This is a genomic window from Bacillus arachidis (assembly GCF_030285945.1).
In the GTDB taxonomy this organism is placed as follows: Bacteria; Bacillota; Bacilli; order Bacillales; family Bacillaceae_G; genus Bacillus_A; species Bacillus_A arachidis.
The window spans coordinates 1372851-1395645 of the sequence record NZ_CP127376.1 but is presented as its reverse complement, the minus strand read 5'-3'; the positions used below and the strand labels follow the sequence as shown (position 1 = coordinate 1395645).

The following is a 22795-nucleotide window of genomic DNA, read 5'->3' as shown; positions in this document are numbered from 1 at the left end:
TTACATTGTAATATGAATATCATCAAAATTCTTCCTATTTTTCTCAGTTTACTCTTACATAATATATCTATTAAACTACATAATACGAAATCTGTTTTTCGGAATTTCTTCTTTATCAGATTTTCTGTTTTAATGTTAAATGTCGTTTTTTTATACCTATTTTCCCAAAATATATTATTATAATAGGAATAAAGAGGATTATGCACCTGTTGTCGTAACAAACATTACATTGATTCCATTTACCTGCTCCTATATATTAGAAGTTTATAATACATCACGTTTTTGAAATAGTACGCTTGATGAAACAAGTAACACTACAAAATAAGCAAGTACGAGCAGTAATGATGTTGTAAAAGTGAATTCTGTAAATGGTGGTGTAGCACCACCGCTAATTAGTTTATTACCATCATATATACTTAAATCTAAATGCGAGAATACAACAAACTTAGCTACTCCTTTAACAAACATCATGAGCATCATGCTAATTGCTCCTTGCAAGAAGAATAGAAACAGTGCAATGATTAATGGTAATACTGATTTTCGAAAAACATTTGCCAAGAAGAAGGAAAGTGTTGCAAAGAAGAATGGAGACACAAGTTTATATGAGAGCGCTTTAAACAATACCCCTAGCGTTAATTCTGTTTTACCACCATCCATAACGATTGCACCCATAACCATTGTAATTAAGGTACCTGTAACGATAACAAAAAGCATCGTTAATAAAACCGAAACATATTTAGAAAATAAAATCATAATCCTTTTTCTTGGGCGAATTAACAGCTGCTTAATTGTCCCTTTTTGGAATTCATCAGTAATCGTTCGCGATGCAATGGTAATACCAAAGATTGTTACAAATAAAATAACTATACCTGTATCTGTCATCGCATAATCTAGATAGGTTCCTTTAAGATCTTTCGCTTCCCCCCATTTCACCATTACAAAAGCACCAAGGATTTCTAACGTAGCAATCACACCTATCAATATATACATCCCTTTTTTCGCATGTAACTTTAATAATTCATTTTGAATTAATTTTAACATTATGCTTTCACTCCCCCGGTAATCGCTAAGAACTCATCTTCTAACGTTTTATTTTGCACTGTAACGCCATATACGAGAATATCCAAATGCACAAGTTGTTTCACAATCTGCGGAATTTCTTCTTTCATTACGGAGACAACAACAACATTTTCTTGCACTTTACCTTTAATCACTTCATTTGCACGCTGAATCTGATTCACCTCAAAAGTTACAGCAACCGTTTCATCATTCTTCGCTTGTTCATGTAAGTTATATGCTTGTACAAATTGACCATTCTTAATGATAACAACACGATCACACATCAGTTCAATCTCGCTTAATAAATGACTCGATACGATGACAGCGATATTTTCCTCTTTCGCTAATCGTTGTAAATAATCACGAATTTGACGAATACCAGCTGGATCTAATCCGTTTGTTGGTTCATCTAGGATAAGAACTTTCGGATTATGAAGAAGTGCTTGCGCAATTCCAAGACGTTGCTTCATTCCAAGTGAATATGTCTTTACCTTTTTATGAATGGCATGCTCTAACTCCACAAGTTTTACAATTTCAGTAATACGTTCTTTACTAATCGGCTTAATTGCCATATTCGCAAAATGCTTTACATTTTGCATCCCTGTCATATAATCATATAATTCCGGATTTTCGACAATAGCCCCAATGTGCTCTAACGCCTTCTCACGTTCTGTACGAATGCTATGACCACAAATTGTAATATCTCCTTCTGTCATTGCAATAAGACCGGTCATCATCCGAATTGTCGTCGTTTTCCCACTCCCATTTGGACCAAGAAATCCGTATACTTCCCCTTCACATACCTCAAACGAAAGACCACGAATAATTTCGTTTTTCCCTATTTTTTTATGGACATTCTCTAATTTTACTACTACGTTTCCCAATGATTGTTCCCCCTTTAGACTTCTAGTTTTTTATCGATGATATGACTTGTTATTACCACCAATAAATAAATTGATAATAAATTAAAAATTAGATAAGAAATATTTGAAGTATCACTCAAATAAAAAGATGTTTCAAAAAAGCCATTTTTATCTATTACCCCAACATTTTTTATCGAAAACACATATATATTTATTTTATCTATCATATTAGTTATAAAAAACTGAATTCCACCGAAAACAACAAATAAAATGATAAATAACATTTTATTTAATGAAGATTTCAAATTAAATAGTTTTACAACTATGATTATGAAATACAGAGAAACTAATGTACTTACTAAATCTATAATCCATAAGAAGAGGGAGAACAGGTGGTGTAATAAGCCATAATTGTATAAGCTACTAATGGCTTGCTGTACCTCTCCATTTGCTTTATTCCCATATATGTTTATGGAAAGAAAATGTAAAAAAGCAATTCCTATTAAAGACAACAAGCTAAACATGATTACAAATAATAACAAATTCGCGTATATATATTTCTTTGATGGAATTGCTGCATACCAAATCATAGAGCCTCTTACTATTTGTCGGAAAGAAGAAAGCGCTAGTAAGAAGATAGAAAATGCAGTTATACAAAATAAGAATATAAATATGATTAATGTTATATCTTGTCTACTTGAAAACCTTACTCCCGTACATCCCTTCATATTAAATAATAGAATTAATGAAATAGTAATAAATCCAAAATAAATCGCCCATATCTTCTTTTTATTACAATTGTATAAATATCGAAGGGTTTGACTCATTTTCCAAACACATCCTTAAACAATTCAGTCACCGCTTTCCCTCTTTTAAAACGAAGTTCTTCTACATTCTCATGTAGTACAATCTCTCCATCCTTCAAAAAAATAACTTCATCAAAAATATTTTCAATTTCACCAATTAAATGAGTAGAAATTAAAATCGTACTATCCTCACGATAAAACTGCAAAATAAGTTCTAGCACATGCTCCCGTGAAACAGGATCAATCCCGCCAAGCGGTTCATCTAATATATATAGTTTCGCTTTTCTTGAAAATGTTAAAATAAGCTGCAGTTTTTCAACCATTCCTTTTGACAAAGCTGTAATTTTTTCCTCCAGCGGTATTTTAAATTCAGCGACCTTATCAACCGCCTTTTGAATATCAAAATCTGGATAAAAGTCACGATAGAAAAATAAAGCATCCTTTACAGTCATCCATTCATCAAATACTGGTCGATCTGGCATAAATGAAACAATTTTTTTTGTTTCTAAGCCTACATTCTCTCTTGCAATTTTGATATTCCCTTCTGAAGGATGCTGCAAACCTGCAATCATTTTTAATAATGTTGTCTTACCACTGCCGTTATCGCCAACAAGACCAATGATTTTCCCTTCTGTAATCACTAGATTTACATCGCGAATGACTGCCTTTAACCCATATCGCTTCCATAATCCCTTAATTTCGAGCAAGTTCATCATCATTTCTCCTCCCTTTTCTCTTCCAATGAAGAACGAAGAATCGAGAGAATTTCCTCTTCTGAAAATCCTAAATTATCCATTCCATTTATAAAAGAATGAAGCAACTCTTTCGCCATACCTTTGCGCAGCTCCATAATTTTCTCTCCTTCGCTCGTTACATATCTTCCCATTCCTCTGCGTGTTACAACGATACCTTCTCTCTCTAGTTCTTGAAATGTACGCTGAATTGTATTTGGATTGACTTGTAACTCACTCGCTAATTCGCGTACAGAAGGAATTTTTTCACCAGGTAATAAATGACCTGTTACAATTTCTTTTTTTATGTATTCCATCACCTGAATATAAATCGGTATGTTAGGAGAAAACTCAATTTTCATTTCCCCCCTCCTTTTGTCTTAGTGTACTAGTTAAATAGTACACTAAGACAAAATATATGTAAATACTTGTAAGTTGAAAAGATAACAAAAAAGGCAGTGCAACCTTCGTTGCACTGCCTTCCTATTTTATTTCGTTACCATTTCTGCCTCACTTTCTTCAAAAGGCCACTTCGGTAACATATTACGAAGTTCCTTATCAGAGCGATAACCAAGTGCGTATTCCGCTTGCATAATGGTATGAATCTCACGTGTTCCTTCGTAAATAACTGGAGCCTTTGCATTTCGTAAATATCGTTCTACTGGAAATTCATTTGAATATCCATATGCCCCGTGCACCTGCACTGCATCATTTGCCGCTTCAAATGCAGCGTCACAAGCGATCCATTTTGCTAAAGACGTTTCACGCGTATTACGTTTCCCTTCGTTTTTCAACCACCCTGCTTTATAAACCAATAAACGTGATATTTCAAGATTTGCAGACATTTTCGCAATCATTTGTTGTACAAGCTGATGTTTTCCAATTTCTTTTCCGAATGTTTGACGCTCTTCACAATACTTTACACTTGCTTCCAGACTTGCTTGAATAAGTCCACATGCACCTGCAGCTACTGTAAAGCGTCCGTTATCTAATGAAGACATAGCAATTTTAAATCCTTCCCCTTCTTCTCCAAGGAGATTCTCTATCGGTACTTTTACATCATCTAAAAACACTTCACCTGTATTTCCAGCTCTAATACCAAGCTTTCCTTTTATTGCTTTTGTTGATACTCCTGGAAATGTTCGTTCTACAATAAAACAAGAAATACCTCGGTGCTTCAATTCCGGATTTGTTTTTGCAAATATTAAGAAGTGATCTGCAACATCACATAACGAAATCCATGTTTTAGATCCATTTAATACGTAGTAACCGCCTTGTTTTACTGCTGTAGTCTGCATAGCAACGACATCCGATCCTGCATTTGGTTCCGTTAAACCGAACGCCCCAATCTTTTCACCTTTCGCTTGTGGAACAAGATACTTTTGTTTCTGCTCTTCTGTTCCCCATTGAAGAAGTGTCATGCTATTTAGCCCCGTATGTACAGATACAGCTGTACGAAAAGCAGTATCACCACGTTCTAATTCTTCACAAATAATAGCTAGTGTATTATAGTCCATGCCCACTCCGCCATATTGTTCTGGGATACAAACGCCCATAAATTGTAATTCTGCTAAACGCTTCAAGATTTTTTGTTCAAAATGTCCTTTTTCATCCCATTCTTTAATGTATGGAATAATTTCATTATCCACAAACGATCTCACTACTTTTCTAACACTTTGTTGTTCTTCTGTTAATGAAAAATTCATTTGTACTGCCTCCTTATATGTATTGATTTTTTGTCATTTCCATAATGATTTCCTGTGAATATCCAAGGCTTTGCAAAATCTTTTCTGTATGTTCCCCATGGAGTGGCGGATGTTTCTGCATCTGAACTGGTGACTTTGAAAGCTTTAGTGGTGAACCTACAAGTTTAAGGTTTTCGATTGTCGGATGGTCCATATGAATTGTCATACCTCGCGCCACTGCCTGCTCTGTTTCTAGCGCTTCTTTCACATTGAGGATTGGTCCATTTGGAATCCCCGCTTCATCCAAAAGTTGTTTCCATTCTTTTTTCTTTTTCTTCTTCATTTCATTTGCAATCATATTGACGAGCTCATCTTTATGCTGAAGACGGCTTGCATTTGTTTTATAACGTTCTAGGCTGGATAAATCTTGTCTACCTAACAACAAACAGAACTTATAAAACTGCTCATCGTTTCCGACCGCAACAACAAGATCACCATCCTCCGCTTCAAATACTTGATACGGAACAATATTCGGATGCTGATTGCCCAGTCTCTCTGGTAATTCACCTGTACATAAATAATTGCTCGCTACATTTACTAATGCTGCTAACTGTGAATCAAATAATGAAATATCAATTTCTTGTCCTTCTCCCGTTCTATTTCGGTGCTGCAAAGCGGCTAAAATTCCGATACACGTAAAAAGCCCTGTGAGTACATCTGAAATGGCAACCCCTACTTTTGCAGGCTCTTCATCTCTACCTCCGGTTATGCTCATAAGTCCACTCATTGCTTGAATCATATAATCATAGCCAGGAAGTTGGGAAGTAGGACCACTTTGACCAAATCCACTAATAGAGGCGAGAATAATATCTTCCCTCATCTTTTTTAATACTTCATACCCAAGTCCCATTCGCTCAAGTGTTCCAGGCTTAAAATTTTGCACAACGATATCCGCATGAGAAATAAGCTTTGTCAAAACTTCCTTTCCCATTTCTGATTTTAAATTTAATGTAATAGATTCTTTATTACGATTTGCACAAAGAAAATACGCACTTTCTCCTCCTACAAAAGGGGGCCCCCACCCTCTCGTATCATCACCATTTCCTACATTTTCAACTTTTATCACTTTGGCTCCTAAATCACCAAGAATCATCGTACAAAAAGGACCAGCAAGAACCCGAGATAAATCAATAATTGTAATCCCTTGTAGTGCTCCTTCCACTCCTTATCCTCCTATAGTAAAAACCAGTAAAACCAATTAGAAAGAAAAGCGGCATGGTGGTTTTACTGGCTTGTATTTAAAAGTTATTGTGTAAAAGAATTATTGTGCTTTCACTTGTGATAACACGGATTTAAATGCATTGATTACTGTATCTACTTCTTCATAACTAATTGTTAGCGATGGCTCAATACGAATTGTTTTTGAGTTAATTAGTGTTCCGGCAACAAGAATACCTTGATCAAACATTGCCTTCGATACTTCATAGCCAATTTCATCTTTATGGAATTCAATCCCAATCATTAAGCCTTGACCACGAATTTCAAAAACTTTGTCCTCATGTCCTTCCGCTGCTTTTTTCAATCCATTTAAGAAATACTCTCCAACTTCCGCAGCTCGTTCTGGTAATTTATCTTCCAATAACACATGAATGGTTGCGATTGCAGCTGCACATGCAAGTGGGTTCCCACCAAACGTTGTTGTATGCATGAATGGATTATCAAACCAACTTTTAAATACTTTTTCTTTCGCCACAATTGCACCTGCTGGCATTACCCCTCCGCCAAATGCTTTCGCAAGACAAATAATATCTGGTACTACATCGTATAATTCCGCAGCAAACATTTTCCCAGTGCGTCCCATTCCAGTTTGTACTTCATCAAAAATAAGTAGTGATCCGAATTCATCACAAAGTTCTCTTACTTGTTTCAAGTAGTTTTCTGGAGGTAAAATAATACCACCCTCGCCTTGAATTGGTTCTAAGATAACAGCTGCAACATCTTCTCCTACTAAAGCACACGTTTCAAATGTTTTTCTCATCATCTCGATATCACCAAATGGAACGTGACGGAAGCCTGGAATTAATGGTAAGAACGGCTTACGGAACATTCCTTTTGCTGTTCCAGATAATGAACCAAGGCTCTTACCATGGAAGGCGCGCGTTGTTGCAATAAAAGTTGTTCGCTCACTATACATTTTTGCTAGTTTTAATGCTGCCTCTACACTTTCTGTCCCGCTATTTGTAAAGAATGCATATTTCAAATCTCCCGGTGTAATATCCGCTAAAATCTTTGCAAGAATTGCACGAAGTGGATCTAATAAGTCTTGACTATGCAATGCTTGACGCTTTAATTGATCCGTTACAGCCTTTACCACTTTTGGATTACGGTGTCCAACATTATAAATCCCGAATCCACCTAAACAATCAATATATTTTTTACCATTGATATCCATGAAGCAAGACCCTTCATCAGACCATTCTACTGCCGCGAACTGTCCATCTTTTGTTACCGTTTTTCTATATGCAAGGAAGCCTGGGTTTACATGTTCACGGAACCCATCTACCGTTTCTTTTGTAATCCAGCTTGCTTCTTCCTCGGACACTTTATCTTTTTCAATTAATTGCAGTACTTTCGTAATATACTCATTTACACTTGTATTGTTCACATCTTGCTCATTTGATTTACTTTTCACATTCGTTCCCATCTATTTCACCTCTATAGTTTTTTTATTTGCAAACCAACCAATTGGTTCTACTTCTAGATTTATATTAATCTGCTTAATTTCTTGAAATTCCTCTAAACCAAACGTTCCTAAACTACGACCGATACCACTTTGCTTATACCCACCCCAAGGTGCTTCGTTGTATGTTGGGTGATAACTATTAATCCACGTAATTCCTGCGCGAAGCTTGCGGATTACACGCATCGCTTTGGCACCATCAACTGTAAATACACCTCCGGCTAAGCCGTAATCTGTACCATTTGCTAGCTCAATCGCTTCTTGTTCATTCTTAAACTTCTGGATTACTACAACCGGTCCAAAAATTTCTTCCTGTACAATACGCATATCAGGTTTCACATTGACAAAGGCCGTTGGTTCAATAAAGAAACCGTCACCTTTCCCATCCGCCATTATACGCTTTCCTCCGCAAGCAATTTCTGCTCCTTCATCTTTTCCAATCTCTATATAGCGTAATACTTTTTCCATATGCTCTTGACTTACAAGTGGCCCCATCTCTGATTCCGGATTATCACCAGGTCCAACATTAATTTGGTTCGCTCGTTCTACAAAACAATTAACAAATTTATCGTAAACGCTTTCTTCTACAAGAATCCTTGATCCTGCTGAACATACTTGTCCAGTACCTGCATAAATACCAAACAGAGCATAATCAACAGCTGTTTCAAAATCTGCATCTGCAAAAATAATATTTGGAGATTTCCCACCAAGTTCTAACGAAATCTTCTTCATATTATCTGCCGCTGTTCTCATAATGTGCTTTCCTGTTTTTGTTCCACCTGTAAAAGAAATCATATCAACTTTATTACTTGCTGCAATCTCATTTCCTACTATTGTTCCAGCTCCCATTACCATATTGGCAACACCTTTTGGCAATTCTACTTTTTCCATTATTTCAAATAATTTTGTTGCAGTGATTGGTGTAACCTCAGAAGGCTTAAATACAATTGTGTTTCCAGCTGCTAAAGCAGGTGCAATTTTCCAAACACTCATTAGTAACGGATAATTCCAAGGAACTATTAAACCACAAACACCAACTGGCTCTCTCACTACCATAGCTTGCATCGGATCAGCTACATGATACGTTTGTCCGTCTGGTTTTGTAATAAGCCCCGCATAATAGCGGAAACAGGCTGCCGCATCTCCAATATCTCCTTCTGCCTCTCGATATGTTTTTCCATTGTCCATTGTTTCAAGTTGCGCAAGTTCTTTTAAATTTTTATCAATTTCATCTGCTATTTTAAATAAATAAGATGCTCTTTCCGCAGCGGATGTTTCTGACCAAATTCCGCTATCAAAAGTAGCTCGTGCCACTTCAATCGCGTATTTTGCATCCTCGATTGTTCCTTCAGGTGCATATGCGATAACCTTGCCATTCGCAGGGTTAATAATCGATCTTTTCTCTTGATTACTAGAATCTCTCCATTCACCGTTTAGATACATTTTTAAATCTAGCACTGTATATAGTCCCCCTTTGTAAATCATTCATATATTATATAAGCAAGAATTGTGCCAATATTTAAAATACGAAGCAACCATACAAAAATTGATGATTTCCTTAAATAACCTACACAAAATTATGCATATTTGCATAGGTTATGATATTTCGCATAATTACACCAAAGAGAAGGGGTAGTCTATGTAGACTCCCCCTTTCCCCTTTAAAAATATGAAATTGTATCAATTGCTATTTCCTTTTCATTCATGATTTTTTGATATTTACGACTTACAGAAGACTGGCTTATCCCAAGAGCTTTTGCTGCCTTTGTTGTCGTTTTATACTGCTTCATTGCAAGTAAAATTAATTGTTCTTCTACAGAATGCAGTGCTTCTTGTAATGGCAAAACCCTTGTGATCACTGGTTTTGATTTTTTAAAATCATATCCAGGATTAAGGAATTTACTAACAAATTCAGCATCAATGACTGAATCATCTGCAGATACTACTAAACGTTCAATCATATTCTGCAATTCTCTTACATTTCCTGGCCATGAATAAAACTCTAGTAAATTCAGTGCATCAGGAGTTAAATGATAGTTCTTGTTATATCTCTCATTCAACTCTTGTAAAAAATGAAACGCGAGTAGCGGAACATCTTCCATCCGTTCTCTTAGCGGTGGAACTTGCAGTGGAATGACGTTTAAGCGATAAAATAAATCTTCCCTAAACGTGCCAGCCTCCACCATTTTTTCAAGACGTTTATTCGTCGCGGCAATAATTTGAACATTGATTTTCGTAGGTATTGTGCTACCAATCGGAATTACCTCTTGTTCTTGCAATACTCTGAGTAATTTCACTTGCAGATGTAAAGGCATTTCTCCAATCTCATCCAAAAATAAAATCCCTTGATCCGCTCGCTTAAAATATCCTTCTTTTCCATTTTTATCAGCACCGGTAAAAGCACCCTTCGTATAACCGAACAGTTCACTTTCTAATAATGTCTCTGGGATCGCACCGCAATTTAATTTTAAAAATGGCTTTGAAGATCTGTTTCCAAGTTGGTGAATCGCTTGTGCAATCACTTCCTTTCCAACACCCGATTCTCCAGTAATGAGCACATTTGAAGAAAAGTCAGCTATTTTTTTTGCTTGATTAATAATTTGCTCCATTTTCGGACTACAATAAATAAGTTTCTTCAAAAAACGATCTTTACTTTTAAAGCTGTCTAACTCTTTCTTATATTGTTCAGATATCTTTTTTATCTCATGTAATTCCGTCTTTAATCTTGTTGCTTCTGTAATATCCCTTGAGGCAATAATAATGCGGTGAAGCTCCCCATTTTCATTAAACACAGGATTTCCAACTGCTAATATCTTCCTGCCACTTTTTGTTTCTTGTACAATCGATACCTTCTTCTTTTGTTCTAACACTAATCGCGTAACAGATGGACTAAATAACCCTTGTTTCTCTAAATCTAAAAGATTTTTTCCTAAAAGATCCTTCAAATCTCTTCCCCAAAAATCATTAACAACGGTTTCACTATAACGGATTAATTCCCCTTTATGATTGACCACTAATATTTCATCATAAATGCTAGATAAGATTGCATGTAAGTCTTTATTTAAATCCTTTATATATTCAATTTCCATAGCCATATCCTCGACCATCGGTAAATCTTGCACAATAATAACCATTCCTTCGATGCTTTGATCGAAGCTTGGTATAGGACTGTAGTCAACTAATACTCCCATCTCATTCGTTATTTGTAATTGATTTAAAATCGTTTTTCCTGTTGCAAATGCATTATTTATATGTTCCCCATTAAAAATCTGTTCTGCTGGTACATTCATTACTTTTTCAGGAATAGATTTAATCATCTTCAAACCAGATTCATTACAATTTACAATTTTCTTTTCACGGTCTACTACAAAAATCCCCATTGGAATGGAAGTTAAAATAATTTTCAGTATATCTACACTTTTATTTTCTTGTTTAAATAGTTCTGCAAAAACATCTTCTCTTCTTATGTATCCCGTTAACTCTCCTCTTTCATTTTTCACTATCGCAATGGGTGCCCCAATAATTTGAAAGAGAGCTGTTAAGGAAATATTTTTGCTAAGATGACATATTGTATCTAGTGAAACAGCATTTAAAAGTAACGTTTGAGTGGTTAAGCGCTCCTTTCTCGATAGCAGCTCCTTAACATGGACGTATGCAAATAATTGATCTTCCCTTTTTAGAAACAGAAAAGATTCTTTCATATTTTCAACATCTATATTCCATTCCTTTTCAGATTGGTCGATTGACATGGAAACAATAGGTCTAATTTTGTTATGAGCAATGGAAAACATTCTGTTACTCCTCCTTTAAACTGCTTAACTTGTATTGTATCATTAAAATCGGATTTTTTTAATTAATCTGACAATACACATTTTTTACTTACTTTAATAAAAAAAGGAAGATGAATAGTTCCATCTTCCTCCTAAAATCAATCACTCCCACTAATTAAAATATCTTCCTGAATATATGCTAATACCATACCTGGAATTACTTTATCTCCTTCTTCTACTTCTAAAGACTGCACTTCCCCGCTACACCCTATTTTAATTACTTCCACTTTTCCATTCGCATTTTTTATTGAAAACAGCGGTTCCCATTCGTAAATTCGGGAGTCTCTATCAATAACTACCTTCTCAATTGTTCCATAACATGGGCTCGTAACTATCTCATAATACAAAATAAATCATTCCCTTCTTTTATTCTATTAATATTGTTCTGCCAACATTTGTTCCTGAAGAATCATATGAAAAAAGCTTTGAAAATCTTCTACATCTTCCACTTCAATCCCTAGCTTAGGGGCCCAGTATTGCTCCTCTCCAATATCCTCTTGGCTTAATAAAATCATTCTTCCATTTTGAATAGAAGTAACCATTGCTTTTCCAAAAAACTGCTGTGAATATGCAACTGCTATATCGTATCGATGATGATTCGACACAATACAGTAATAACCAATGGGTTGTTTTTCAATTTGTTCTAGTAAAATATCAAGTTTCATATGTTCCCTCCCTTTATATTAAAAATGTAACCAACCTCGAAGGCGTGATGCTTCTACAATCTTACGGATCCCTTCTATATACGCAGCAATTTTCATATTTACCCCGAAACGCTTTGAAGTATTGAATACATCAAAAAAGCTAGATGTAATTTTCTCTTTTAAACATTGATCAACATATTGCTCTGTCCAATAGTATCCTTGGTTATTTTGACACCACTCAAAATATGAAACAATAACTCCTCCAGAGTTCGCTAAAATATCTGGAACAACTAAAATGTCTTTCTCTTCTAACATTGTTATCGCCTCTTTTGTTGTTGGGCCATTTGCAGCTTCAATTACAATCTTACATCCAAGCTTTTCCGCATTATGTTTCGTAATTACCCCTCCAATTGCGGCTGGAATGAGTACATCACATTCTTTTTCTAACAACTCTTGGTTAGAGATTGTTTTACTAAAGAGGTTCGATACAACGCCAAAAGAATCTCGATTTTCTAGTAAATAAGGAACATCTAAACCGTCTGGGTTATAAATACCACCTAAAGCATCAGACACTCCTACCACTTTCACGCCAGCATCATATAAATATTTTGCTAAATAGCTTCCAACGTTTCCAAATCCTTGAATGATTACTCGCATATTTTGAAGCGGAATATGTTTTAGCTCACTGACTAATTGAAGCGTATAGAACACTCCTTTAGACGTTGCTGTTTCTCGCCCTTGTGATCCTCCTAACATTAACGGCTTTCCAGTAATAAAACCTGGAGAATCAAATTCTCTAATATGATCATATTCATCCAGCATCCAAGCCATAATTTGCGCATTTGTATACATATCAGGCGCTGGAATATCTTTAGTAGGTCCAACAATTTGGCTTACCGCTCTTACATAGCCACGGCTAAGTAGCTCTAGTTCTCTGAAACTCATCTCTTGTGGATTACAAATAATTCCGCCCTTCGCGCCTCCATATGGAAGCCCCGTCACTCCACATTTCAAACTCATCCAACCAGCAAGCGCCTTTACTTCCTCTGGTGTAACATCTGGATGAAACCGAATGCCACCTTTTGTCGGTCCTGCTGCATCATTATGCTGAGCACGATACCCTTGAAATACTTTGGTTCTTCCATCATCCATCCGAACAGGAATACTTACTTCTAAAAAACGCATCGGTTTTTTAAGAAAATCGAATACTTCCTCTGGATAACGTAAAGCCCGGAGTGCTTCTTTTAATATGGCCTGAAATTCCTCTAAAGGATTTTCTACCTCAACTTTTTCTTGAATAGATTGTGTTATATCTTCCTTCTCTGATTGAATTACCACGATAACACCTCATTTATTTATTTTTACTAGTATTAGGAAGCAATAATCGTGCCAAGTGATAAGAGAAGGATGATCCTGCCGTTTCAGCCTTCTCACTTATACTTTTTCTTTCCTTCCTTATGAATAGTTGAATGATTTATGCAAACTTGCATGACTTTAAAACCTCCAAAATAAAAAACACCGGATACATCCCGATGTTTTTGTTATTTTACATTTCCTGTACTTCTTCAAAATGCATTTGCGGAGGTGCTGAACGAAACATGTTCGTAATATATAAAAGATAACCGATTCCAATAGCAGCCCAGCTAATTCCAAGAATAAGCGAATGAATATTGAGGTTAAACCAGAGTACTGCTACTGTACCAGCTCCCAAAATAGGCATAACTAAGAAATTAAAAAAGTCTTTAACAGTTTTATATCGTTTTTGCTTAATCACATAATAAGAAATAACTGATAAATTAACAAATGTAAAAGCAATAAGTGCTCCGAAGTTAATGAGAGAGGCTGCTGTTTCTAAATCAATAAACATAGCTGAGAGTGCAATAATTCCTACAATAACAATGTTATATACTGGCGTTCGCCAGCGAGGATGAATGTATCCAAATATCTTTTGCGGGATTACATTATCTCGCCCCATTACATACAATAATCGCGATACACTTGTATGAGACGCTAAACCAGAAGCGATTGTACCCATAAATGTTCCTACTAAAAAGAAAGTTTGAAACAATTTCCCTCCGACATATAGTGCAATTTCTGGAGCTGCTGATTCTTGATCTTTAAATACGGATGCATCTGGGAAAAAGGATTGTGTAAAGTAGGTAGTGACAATGAATAAAATTCCGCCAATTAAAGCAGTAAGAAAAATAGCTCGGGGAATTGTCTTCTTTGCGTTTGGCGTTTCTTCAGAAAAGGTAGTTACTGCATCAAAACCTAAAAATGAAAAACAAAGAATTGTAGCCCCTGCAACTAACGGTGATATTTGTATATCTGATTCAAAAAACGGCTGAATGGAAAAAACTTCTCCGGTTCCTTCTCCTGCTATTAAACCTTTTATAACAAGAAAAACAAACACAACCATTACTAGCACTTGAAATGTTACTAAGAACGTGTTGAAATTTGCAGTAACATTTACACTAATAATATTTATAAGCGTAATCAGTAGAACAAAGCCAATGACCCATGCCCAATCTGGAACACTCGGAAAAAGTGCCGACATATAAATTCTCGTTAATAATGCGTTCACCATTGGTAAAAACAAATAATCCAATAACGATGACCATCCAACGAGAAATCCCAGCCTTGCACTAATTGTTTTTTGTGTATACGTATAAGCAGATCCTGCAGTAGGAAAAACCTTTACCATTTTGCCGTAGCTTGCAGCTGTAAATAACATCCCCGCTAACGCAATCAGATAAGCCCCTGGAACATGCCCGCCCGTTTTCTCGGAAACAATTCCAAATGTATCAAACCCCACCATCGGTGTCATATACCCGACGCCTAGCATAACAATTGACCAAAGTCCCAATGAACGTTTTAAACCAACCTCTTTTCCCACCTATCATTCCTCCTACTTTCTCTCTCTAATTTCCATCTAAAAATTGATAGTCAACTAGAAAACGCTTTCAATGAACGTTGCATGTTATACGTCCTATCACAAAAACCTCCTTTTATTTTTAAATATTCATGCAATTTTTAAGCCAACATTGTCTTCGATGAAAAATTAATAGAGCAGCTCTATTTTTTCCTGCTCCAAAGAAATAACAGGTGGAATCATTTTTCTAAAGTTTTGTTTGATTTTCTATTCATTTTGACATAACTTATTCAATCCCTCATACCACTACATGCAAATGAAGCAGAATTTTAATCGGTCGGAAAATAAAAAACTTATCACGAAATAATAACATTATGTAAACTATATCTAACAAAAAAAGCTGCCTTCACATGAAAGACAGCTTTTCCAATACTATTTATTAAAAATCAAATACGAAATCATCATCTGATAACTTTTCAACATTTGTTGCCTTTACATAGCCATTCCCTTTTACAGAGAAGAAATCATGGTTTTTCGTATCTGTACGTAAACCATTTAATACGATTGGGTTAATTTCTTCTTCTTCAAAGCGTGGCTCTAATCCCAAGTTCATAAGCCCTTTATTCGCATTGTAACGAACAAAACGGTTTACATCTTCAACAAGACCAATAGACGTATAAATTTCTTCTGTATATGCAGTTTCAATTTCATACAGTTCCATTAATAGTTCTTGTGTTTCTTTTTGTACTTCTTGTTGCTCTTCTGCAGAAAGTTCTGCGAAGATTTGTTGTGCTAAAATACCGACGAATACGCCGTGAATTGACTCATCACGAATGATTAAGTTAATAATTTCACCACTTGCAGTCAACTTTCCTTGTCCTGCTAAGTATAGCGGATAGAAGAATCCACTATAGAATAAATAACTTTCTAAGAATACACTCGCTACCATAGCCATATATAATTCTTTTTTCGTTACTTGTGGCTTTAATAACTTGCGATAATACCCTGTAATAATACCTGCTTTTTTCTCAAGTAATGGATGACTATCTACCCATTCAAAGATGTCATCAATTTCTTCTTCTGTTGCCAGTGTCGTGAAAATATGACTATAGCTCTTCGCATGAACTTCTTCCATAGCACCCATGAAAGCTAGTACACTTTTCGCTTGTAAATTCTCAAGATGAACAAGTACAAGTGGCATCCCTTCGCCACCTTGCTTTGTATCTAAAAGTGTTAAACCACCTAATACACGTTTATAAGCAATTTGCTCTTCTTTTGATAATTGCACCCAAGTATTTTTGTCAGAAGATACTGCGATTTCTTCTTCTGTCCAAAACTGAGCGATGTTTTGCTTCCAAAACATTAAACTAAAATCGTCTTCTTTTTTGTTCCAGTTTACCGCGCGCATTGAATCGCCCCTTCTCTATCAATAAGCTCTTCTAACATGCGGTAAAGCTTTCAGTTTGTAATGAAAACTTAACCGCATGTTAGACACGTCTTAAATTTTATAACTAAGCATGAGCAGGGTCAGAAAAACCCTGCTCATGCTGTCTTACTCTATCATTCAATCTTATTTTACATCAAACCGTACAAGCTACACACTCTTCCACGCTTAGTTTACGTGTTCTTGTATAATACAAGCTCTTCAGACCTTTTTTATGTGCATAGATATAATAACGTGCTAACTCACGCGTAGAAATATCACTATTTACATACAAAATTGTACTAATTCCTTGGTCAATATGCTCTTGAATTTCTGCAATCAAATCAATTAGTTTAAACTGATTCATATCGTAAGAAGATTTATAATACCAGAATGTATCTTTTGATAAATACGGCATTGGATAATATGTTGTCGCATTTGCATACGTTCTTGATTCGATTTGACTTACGATTGGCATTACGCTTGAAGTTGCATTTTGAACGTAACTAATGGATTGTGTTGGCGCAATAGCTAAACGATATGAATTGTATAGACCATGCTCCTGAACTTGTTCTTTTAGACTTGTCCAATCTTCTTTTGTTGGAATATAAATCCCTTCAAATAACTGTTGTACTTTCTCTGTTACAGGGCTATATTCTGTTGTTTCATACTTTTCAAAGTATGTGCCGTTTGCATAATCAGACTTATCGAAGTCTTTAAATGTTTCGCCCTTTTCTTTTGCAATCCCCATACTCTTTTCAATGGAGTAGTAGTTTAACATCATAAAGAATGTACGAACAAACTCTTTCGCTTCTGCACTTTCATAAGCAATTTTATTTTTCGCTAAATATCCATGCAAGTTCATTGCACCAAGTCCAACTGAATGCAGCTCATCATTTGCTTTTTTCACAGTTGGTGCGTTTGGAATAATAGTCATATCAGAAACAGCTGTTAAAGCTTCCATTCCTGCATGAACCGCTTCACGGATTTCTTTATTTTCCATAACGTTTACAATATTTAGTGATCCTAAGTTACAGTTAATATCACGACGGATAATGTCATCTGTACCGTAGTCGTTAATTTCGGATGTTTCTTGTAGCTGGAAGATTTCCGTACAAAGGTTTGACATCTTCACAGTTCCAATATCCTTTAACGGATGTTGTTTGTTCGCATTTGATTTAAACATTAAGTATGGATAACCAGACTCAAGCTGAATCATTGCAATCTTAATAAGCATATCACGTGCACTAATATCAAGTGGCTTCTTCTTCACATTTGGATTGCTCATCAGTTCATCGTACATTTCGTCGATATCTATATCATCTAAATGTTTTCCGTACTCTTTATATACTGTAAATGGCGCAAAAACATGGAATGGTTCATTCTTCTCTGCAAGCTCAAAGAACTTACTCGGAACGATAATACCGATTGATAGAGACTGAATACGGCTCTTCTCGTCAGCATTTATTTTTTTTGTATCAAGGAATTCAATAATATCCCAATGGAAAATGTTTAAATATACTGCTCCGGCACCTTTTCTTTGCATATTGTTACTCCATACCTTTAAAACATATGGGGGATAGTCATTTCTGCTACCCTCTCTATATCGCTATAGAGTTCAGACCATATCTTCTTCTCTTTCCTACAACCTTAGTTTGAGAAGCCAGGTTCGAGCTATATAGTCACCTACATAGCCACTTGGTCGTTGAACCTTCTCCCTATCTAATAGACTTAGGAGCTCGGCTGCTGATTTCCTGCAATCTTGGATTTTTAGGGGGCGCTACGTAATTTCTTCGTAGTATCCTACCTCGATATACTCAGGCGTTCCAGCAATTGACCCGGTTTTATAGTTGAGCCATAAGTTAACCCAACTGATTCGCATACGAAAACGAATCTTCAAGCAATTTCATAACTGGTACCACACCGCTTGCTGCGTTCTCGATACCTTTAATTTGTTCTCCGCGTGCGCGTAGTTTGGACAAGTTTAAAGCTACTCCTCCGCCAATTTTCGATAACTGCATCGCTGTATTAATATTAAATCCGATCGAATTTAAGCTATCATCCATCTCTAACAAGAAACAAGACACCATTTCTCCTCTTCTGCTTCTTCCCGCATTTAAAAAGGTTGGTGTCGCTGGTTGATAGTTTTGTTTTACGATCATGCTTGCAAATTGTTTCGCTTTATTAACATCACCACGTCCTAAGTATAATGACACAATTGATACGCGATCTTCGTAGCTTTCTAAGTATTGTTTTTGATCATTTGTTTTTAACGCATAGTCCTTATAAAACTTAGATGCCGCCATATAAGATTGGAATTTGAAGTTCTCACCGTATGCAACGTTGTATACTTCTTCGACTTCCTCCAACTTATACTCGTCCAGAACGTTGTAATAGTAATCATGTTCATTCATATACTCGATTCGCTCTGCCACGCTATCAAAATGAACGGTATTCGCTCTCGCTTCTTCCATAAAAACTTCTAATGCTTCTTTATCTTTATGAAGCTGATAGAAACCGTCTTGCATTTGCGTGATTTCATTATTCAGTTCAATGTGTCGCAATCTCCCGCACCCTTTCCTTAAAATATTCTACATCATTATTTGTTCCAGATAACTCGAATTTTGATACAATAGGTACTTCGTATCTGGTTGAGATTTTATCTGCACTTGCTCCGAACATATCTCCCCAGTTGCGATTGCCACTTGCAGATACGCCTTTTAAATTTGCATTATTGCGTTCTAAAAATTCTAAAACACGTTCCGGCACATTTCCAAAACCTGTTGTATAAGTAATAAGAACAAAATCTTCGTCTAATACTAGATCCTCATTAATTTGAACGGCCGGCATATTTAATTTGTGAATGAAACGCTTCACGTTTCCTGTCATAGAATCATATGCAATTAACATCTCCGACCCTCCCTTTCTTCCTTTTATATCTTGATGCCGATTCATGTTTTCCCTATATATTGTATTATGTTTCGAAACAAGACACAAGATATATGTATAAATTCTTTCTTTTTTTAACTTTTACTTTTCGACATCACGAGCCGTTTTTTTCAATACAAAGACTATGAAACAACATTCTAAAACTCATGTCAATAAAGTGCTTTTCAAAAAAGTTGTCAACGAATTTAACCATATTTACAAAAATGTTATCAATCTGTTTTGTCAAAAAACAGTAAATGCTGGAGAAATATATTTCTCCAGCATCACACAAAAAAGAACAGACTTTAAATTGTAATCTGCTCGAAACCGGTTACACATTATTTAGATCACACAAATAAGAAATTCTCCTCCTTGTGGATTAAACAGTTATTTATTTAAATACATATACTTTCTTTTTTGTTACACAATAAAAAATATCATTATAATGAAAAGGATAATTATGATGGCACTCCAATTTATTTGTTAGTGTAATGAGAATTTAAAAAAGACTGCAAACAGAGCATCACTCATTCGCAATGTTCAATACGTAAAATATCCTTTATGAATAAATGATGAAAATTCTCGTCTTTATCTTGCATTGTAAACACTGGTGCTTCTTCATCAAAATATACAACCATTCCCTCCACATATTGATTCATATGCAGGAGTTTCACAGTTGCTCGAATTTTGGTTTCTTGCTCATATGCTACTTTCAATTTCTCTATAACTTCTTTTGTACGTTTCCGTTTCTCTGGAAACATAACCATTCCTACAAGCCGGTTTCCAGCGCTATCTTTCCACATATAGTCCCAGTGCGGTAAAATACCTTGTTTAAACTCTCCCATAATTCCCCTCTCCTTTTCCTTCTATTAAGAACGCGGTGTTTCTATATATGTATAAATAATTTTCCCGCCGCGTTGTGCATTCCCACTGAAATGTTTAAAATCCTCTCGATTTACTACAACCTCACGAAACGTATAAAATACATCCTTAGTTACAATATACTCTTCTATCTCTCCATTTTTCAGTTGATCTAAAATTGTATTTGCTAATTGTTTATCCATGTATTTCACCTCTCTGCAATATTTTATCCTATCTTCCACAAGTCGACAATGTTAAATTTCTTACATTCACAGCAAACATCATATACTACCATAACGGTTCCCCTTTTCTGAATCCATTCGATATTCAAGCTTATCCTATAAAATTCAAGAAATTATTGAATCACTGATTGAAACTTTATTTTATGTTACAATAAGAATGACAACTAGGAGGGATAATATGATTCGGAAAGCAAAAAAGACAGATGCGAAGGCAATATCTTCTTTATTGTATAACGCTCTGCATGAAATTGCTGAAAAAATCACAGGTGGGAGAACAGAAACAGAAGTCTTGACAGGGCTTGAAACTTGGTTTTCAAAAAAAGAAAATCGACTTAGCTACGAGAACTGTTTCGTTGAAGAACAAAATGGACAAGCAGTTGGAATCATCGTAGCCTATCACGGCAGTCATGCCAAGCAACTAGATACTCCAATTGTAAAACACTTACGAAAAATCCATCAAGATTCAACGATTACGCTAGAAAAAGAAGCAGAACTCGATGAATATTATATTGACACTTTGTCCGTTTCAAGCACATATAGTGGAAGAGGAATAGGTTCAAGGTTGATTCAAGCAGTAGAAAATGATGCCTATGAAAAAGGTTATGAGAAAATCGCATTACTTGTAAATTTAGAAAACGAGCGAGCTTTCTCTTTATATAAAAGACTTGGTTACCAAGAGGATAAAACAGTTATGCTTGTTGGAGAGCCATATGCTCATTTAGTGAAGCCATTATATAAAAAAGCTTTCGTTTCTTAAAAAAAGCACACGATTCTTTATTGTAATCGTGTGCTTTTATGTTAAATTGGTACTTAATATATTTCCATTCATCGCTTCACGAAATGTATATTCTGTACAACTCCATGGCTTCCTATGAAAAACAGGAGGACCAGACCATCCTCTAGTACGTAATTCATACCCAATCATCGCATTAAAATAACTATGCCCTACAAGTGCGATATGCCCATGTACTAACGCATATCCAACTAATGTATCAGCTGCTTGTCTTGCTCTTTCTTGCGCTTCACGATAAGACTCCACACCTTTAGAATATCCAACTATCCATACTGTGCGCCCAATGAATATCCACACTGCGGGTTTGCACTTCACCCATTTCGGAATATAGAAGCTAGATGGTACTTCTGCCTCTCGAAAAAGAGCACTTTGTATAAAAGAAAGAGAATTCGTTAATTCTGCAGCTGACTGTACCGCACGTTTTTGATCACTCGTTACAATAAGCTTTGCAGATTCAATTGCTTCAATTGTATCAATTGGTATGTCCGTACTTTTTTCCATACTAGCTAAATCGTAGCGCTCCATCCATTTGCGAAACGATGATACTGTCATTAATTCTGTAACATTGTTTAAGCGACCGTGACGAATAAAAGAAATTCGCATCTTCTCCACTCTCCATTCACCGCTCATCACCTATATTATTATGTGCTTTTTCTTATTGTCATCATACCATGGAGAAAGAGAAAGGCATACTTCCTTACATATCTGTACCGCTCTCATGAGTAATGGAAGCATGCACACCATCTAACCCATCAAAATATGTACGTGTCTCATGCATACGTATCATCTTTAATTGTTTATGTGAGAATAAAAATAACAAAAATGCTATAAAACTTCCGACAATTTCAAATACCATTTTACCGCCCCTCACCTATTATACCCTTATATTGTAATATAATCACCTTCCACCAATGGATAACATAAAATATGGAAAAAGATTCATACAAATCTTACAAAAAAATTACTATTTTTTGAAATTATTTCATGGAAACATTTACAAACAGGGGAATATAGTTCAAAATAAAGGGAAATAAAAAAGAACGAACTTGTTCTTTTTTTGGCAAAACTGTAACAAGGAGAGTTGCTTATGGAAATGGAAATCGCAAAAGCTGGAGATCTTATCGAATTTAAAGGTGGAATGCAAGGCCGTGTTCAAAAAGTGAATAAAAACTCCGTTATTGTCGATATAACAATCATGGAGAATTTTAGAGAACTAGATATGGAACCTCTTACAGTTGTAAATCATAAAAACTATAAAGTTATTAATCAACATGCATAATATAATAGAAAAAAAGGATCCGTACGATACATACAGATC

The 22795-nt window shown here is 35.5% G+C and carries 22 protein-coding genes and 2 pseudogenes; 2 read left to right on the top strand and 22 right to left on the bottom strand.

Annotated elements, in window-relative coordinates:
- Nucleotides 1-264: 264 nt before the first annotated feature.
- The 20 genes and pseudogenes from QRY57_RS08575 to ykzS form a co-directional block, all read right to left on the bottom strand.
- Complete coding sequence (locus QRY57_RS08575; protein WP_090690926.1) at nucleotides 265-1041, bottom strand: ABC transporter permease; 777 nt, start codon at nucleotides 1039-1041, stop codon at nucleotides 265-267.
- Entirely contained in the window at nucleotides 1041-1943 is a 903-nt protein-coding gene (locus tag QRY57_RS08570; RefSeq protein ID WP_208016754.1) for an ABC transporter ATP-binding protein, read from the bottom strand. The genes QRY57_RS08575 and QRY57_RS08570 overlap by 1 nt, the downstream gene beginning before the upstream one ends.
- Before the next feature lie 14 nt (nucleotides 1944-1957).
- Complete coding sequence (locus QRY57_RS08565) at nucleotides 1958-2749, bottom strand: ABC transporter permease (RefSeq protein WP_286017188.1); 792 nt, start codon at nucleotides 2747-2749, stop codon at nucleotides 1958-1960.
- The gene (locus QRY57_RS08560) at nucleotides 2746-3444 is read right to left on the bottom strand and encodes an ABC transporter ATP-binding protein (protein ID WP_286017826.1); all 699 of its coding nucleotides are present in this window, start codon (nucleotides 3442-3444) and stop codon (nucleotides 2746-2748) included. The genes QRY57_RS08565 and QRY57_RS08560 overlap by 4 nt, the downstream gene beginning before the upstream one ends.
- Complete coding sequence (locus tag QRY57_RS08555; RefSeq protein ID WP_026591338.1) at nucleotides 3444-3821, bottom strand: GntR family transcriptional regulator; 378 nt, start codon at nucleotides 3819-3821, stop codon at nucleotides 3444-3446. Before QRY57_RS08555 ends, QRY57_RS08560 begins: the two co-directional genes overlap by 1 nt.
- A 126-nt stretch (nucleotides 3822-3947) precedes the next feature.
- Nucleotides 3948-5165 carry an acyl-CoA dehydrogenase family protein gene (locus QRY57_RS08550; protein ID WP_286017187.1) on the bottom strand — a complete coding sequence of 406 codons (1218 nt, stop codon included), beginning with the start codon at nucleotides 5163-5165 and terminating at the stop codon, nucleotides 3948-3950.
- A gap of 13 nt (nucleotides 5166-5178) precedes the next feature.
- Entirely contained in the window at nucleotides 5179-6366 is a 1188-nt protein-coding gene (locus QRY57_RS08545) for a CaiB/BaiF CoA transferase family protein (protein WP_286017186.1), read from the bottom strand.
- Nucleotides 6367-6465: 99 nt separating this feature from the next.
- Nucleotides 6466-7848 carry a putrescine aminotransferase gene (locus QRY57_RS08540; protein WP_026591341.1) on the bottom strand — a complete coding sequence of 461 codons (1383 nt, stop codon included), beginning with the start codon at nucleotides 7846-7848 and terminating at the stop codon, nucleotides 6466-6468.
- Nucleotides 7849-9342 (bottom strand): aldehyde dehydrogenase family protein, encoded by a 1494-nt coding sequence (locus QRY57_RS08535; protein ID WP_286017185.1) that lies wholly within the window; start codon nucleotides 9340-9342, stop codon nucleotides 7849-7851.
- A 203-nt stretch (nucleotides 9343-9545) separates the two neighbouring features.
- Nucleotides 9546-11675: a sigma 54-interacting transcriptional regulator gene (locus tag QRY57_RS08530; RefSeq protein ID WP_286017184.1), complete on the bottom strand. Its 2130-nt coding sequence runs from the start codon at nucleotides 11673-11675 to the stop codon at nucleotides 9546-9548.
- Nucleotides 11676-11812: 137 nt separating this feature from the next.
- Nucleotides 11813-12061: a biotin/lipoyl attachment domain-containing protein gene (locus tag QRY57_RS08525; protein ID WP_026591344.1), complete on the bottom strand. Its 249-nt coding sequence runs from the start codon at nucleotides 12059-12061 to the stop codon at nucleotides 11813-11815.
- A 27-nt stretch (nucleotides 12062-12088) separates the two neighbouring features.
- A complete protein-coding gene (locus QRY57_RS08520; protein ID WP_026591345.1) occupies nucleotides 12089-12379 on the bottom strand; it encodes an SAV0927 family protein in 291 nt (96 codons plus the stop codon).
- Nucleotides 12380-12397: 18 nt separating this feature from the next.
- A complete protein-coding gene (locus tag QRY57_RS08515; RefSeq protein ID WP_432804066.1) occupies nucleotides 12398-13696 on the bottom strand; it encodes a Glu/Leu/Phe/Val family dehydrogenase in 1299 nt (432 codons plus the stop codon).
- Between the two features lie 208 nt (nucleotides 13697-13904).
- Nucleotides 13905-15254: an APC family permease gene (locus QRY57_RS08510; protein WP_026591347.1), complete on the bottom strand. Its 1350-nt coding sequence runs from the start codon at nucleotides 15252-15254 to the stop codon at nucleotides 13905-13907.
- A 415-nt stretch (nucleotides 15255-15669) separates the two neighbouring features.
- Nucleotides 15670-16638, bottom strand: a complete 969-nt coding sequence (nrdF, locus tag QRY57_RS08505) for a class 1b ribonucleoside-diphosphate reductase subunit beta (RefSeq protein ID WP_026591348.1) — start codon at nucleotides 16636-16638, stop codon at nucleotides 15670-15672.
- A 172-nt stretch (nucleotides 16639-16810) separates the two neighbouring features.
- Nucleotides 16811-18229: pseudogene (locus QRY57_RS08500) on the bottom strand (ribonucleoside-diphosphate reductase subunit alpha); the annotation flags it as partial.
- Nucleotides 18230-18518: 289 nt separating this feature from the next.
- Nucleotides 18519-19217, bottom strand: a pseudogene (locus tag QRY57_RS08495) (ribonucleotide reductase barrel domain-containing protein); the annotation flags it as partial.
- Complete coding sequence (gene nrdI / locus QRY57_RS08490; protein WP_026591349.1) at nucleotides 19204-19563, bottom strand: class Ib ribonucleoside-diphosphate reductase assembly flavoprotein NrdI; 360 nt, start codon at nucleotides 19561-19563, stop codon at nucleotides 19204-19206. The pseudogene QRY57_RS08495 and the gene nrdI, both read right to left, overlap by 14 nt.
- 545 nt (nucleotides 19564-20108) lie before the next feature.
- The gene (locus QRY57_RS08485) at nucleotides 20109-20426 is read right to left on the bottom strand and encodes a hypothetical protein (protein WP_286017183.1); all 318 of its coding nucleotides are present in this window, start codon (nucleotides 20424-20426) and stop codon (nucleotides 20109-20111) included.
- 24 nt (nucleotides 20427-20450) lie between these two features.
- Nucleotides 20451-20645 carry a protein YkzS gene (gene ykzS, locus QRY57_RS08480; protein ID WP_026591351.1) on the bottom strand — a complete coding sequence of 65 codons (195 nt, stop codon included), beginning with the start codon at nucleotides 20643-20645 and terminating at the stop codon, nucleotides 20451-20453.
- A gap of 217 nt (nucleotides 20646-20862) precedes the next feature.
- On the opposite strand from ykzS, the gene QRY57_RS08475 reads away from it, so the two are divergent.
- On the top strand, nucleotides 20863-21441 hold the full coding sequence (locus QRY57_RS08475; protein WP_090690899.1) for a GNAT family N-acetyltransferase: 579 nt from the start codon (nucleotides 20863-20865) through the stop codon (nucleotides 21439-21441).
- A gap of 36 nt (nucleotides 21442-21477) precedes the next feature.
- On the opposite strand, the gene QRY57_RS08470 is transcribed toward QRY57_RS08475, so the two are convergent.
- Together QRY57_RS08470 and QRY57_RS08465 are read right to left on the bottom strand one after the other, a co-directional pair.
- Nucleotides 21478-22080, bottom strand: a complete 603-nt coding sequence (locus tag QRY57_RS08470; RefSeq protein ID WP_286017182.1) for a histidine phosphatase family protein — start codon at nucleotides 22078-22080, stop codon at nucleotides 21478-21480.
- A 94-nt stretch (nucleotides 22081-22174) separates the two neighbouring features.
- Complete coding sequence (locus tag QRY57_RS08465) at nucleotides 22175-22333, bottom strand: hypothetical protein (RefSeq protein ID WP_090690892.1); 159 nt, start codon at nucleotides 22331-22333, stop codon at nucleotides 22175-22177.
- 237 nt (nucleotides 22334-22570) lie between these two features.
- Between QRY57_RS08465 and QRY57_RS08460 the strand changes: the two genes are divergently transcribed.
- Nucleotides 22571-22756 (top strand): YkvS family protein, encoded by a 186-nt coding sequence (locus tag QRY57_RS08460; RefSeq protein ID WP_026591355.1) that lies wholly within the window; start codon nucleotides 22571-22573, stop codon nucleotides 22754-22756.
- Nucleotides 22757-22795: the final 39 nt, after the last annotated feature.

Bases quoted from the DNA above. Each gene is read 5' to 3' on its own strand.
- QRY57_RS08470 (WP_286017182.1), bottom strand. From the start codon at position 22,080: ATGCGAATTTCTTTTATTCGTCACGGTCGCTTAAACAATGTTACAGAA.
- QRY57_RS08565 (WP_286017188.1), bottom strand. From the start codon at position 2,749: ATGAGTCAAACCCTTCGATATTTATACAATTGTAATAAAAAGAAGATA.
- nrdI (WP_026591349.1), bottom strand. From the start codon at position 19,563: ATGTTAATTGCATATGATTCTATGACAGGAAACGTGAAGCGTTTCATT.
- QRY57_RS08560 (WP_286017826.1), bottom strand. From the start codon at position 3,444: ATGATGAACTTGCTCGAAATTAAGGGATTATGGAAGCGATATGGGTTA.
- QRY57_RS08555 (WP_026591338.1), bottom strand. From the start codon at position 3,821: ATGAAAATTGAGTTTTCTCCTAACATACCGATTTATATTCAGGTGATG.
- QRY57_RS08540 (WP_026591341.1), bottom strand. From the start codon at position 7,848: ATGGGAACGAATGTGAAAAGTAAATCAAATGAGCAAGATGTGAACAAT.
- ykzS (WP_026591351.1), bottom strand. From the start codon at position 20,645: ATGGATAAACAATTAGCAAATACAATTTTAGATCAACTGAAAAATGGA.
- QRY57_RS08520 (WP_026591345.1), bottom strand. From the start codon at position 12,379: ATGAAACTTGATATTTTACTAGAACAAATTGAAAAACAACCCATTGGT.
- QRY57_RS08575 (WP_090690926.1), bottom strand. From the start codon at position 1,041: ATGTTAAAATTAATTCAAAATGAATTATTAAAGTTACATGCGAAAAAA.
- QRY57_RS08485 (WP_286017183.1), bottom strand. From the start codon at position 20,426: ATGGGAGAGTTTAAACAAGGTATTTTACCGCACTGGGACTATATGTGG.
- QRY57_RS08530 (WP_286017184.1), bottom strand. From the start codon at position 11,675: ATGTTTTCCATTGCTCATAACAAAATTAGACCTATTGTTTCCATGTCA.
- QRY57_RS08475 (WP_090690899.1), top strand. From the start codon at position 20,863: ATGATTCGGAAAGCAAAAAAGACAGATGCGAAGGCAATATCTTCTTTA.
- QRY57_RS08550 (WP_286017187.1), bottom strand. From the start codon at position 5,165: ATGAATTTTTCATTAACAGAAGAACAACAAAGTGTTAGAAAAGTAGTG.
- QRY57_RS08465 (WP_090690892.1), bottom strand. From the start codon at position 22,333: ATGGTATTTGAAATTGTCGGAAGTTTTATAGCATTTTTGTTATTTTTA.
- nrdF (WP_026591348.1), bottom strand. From the start codon at position 16,638: ATGCGCGCGGTAAACTGGAACAAAAAAGAAGACGATTTTAGTTTAATG.
- QRY57_RS08460 (WP_026591355.1), top strand. From the start codon at position 22,571: ATGGAAATCGCAAAAGCTGGAGATCTTATCGAATTTAAAGGTGGAATG.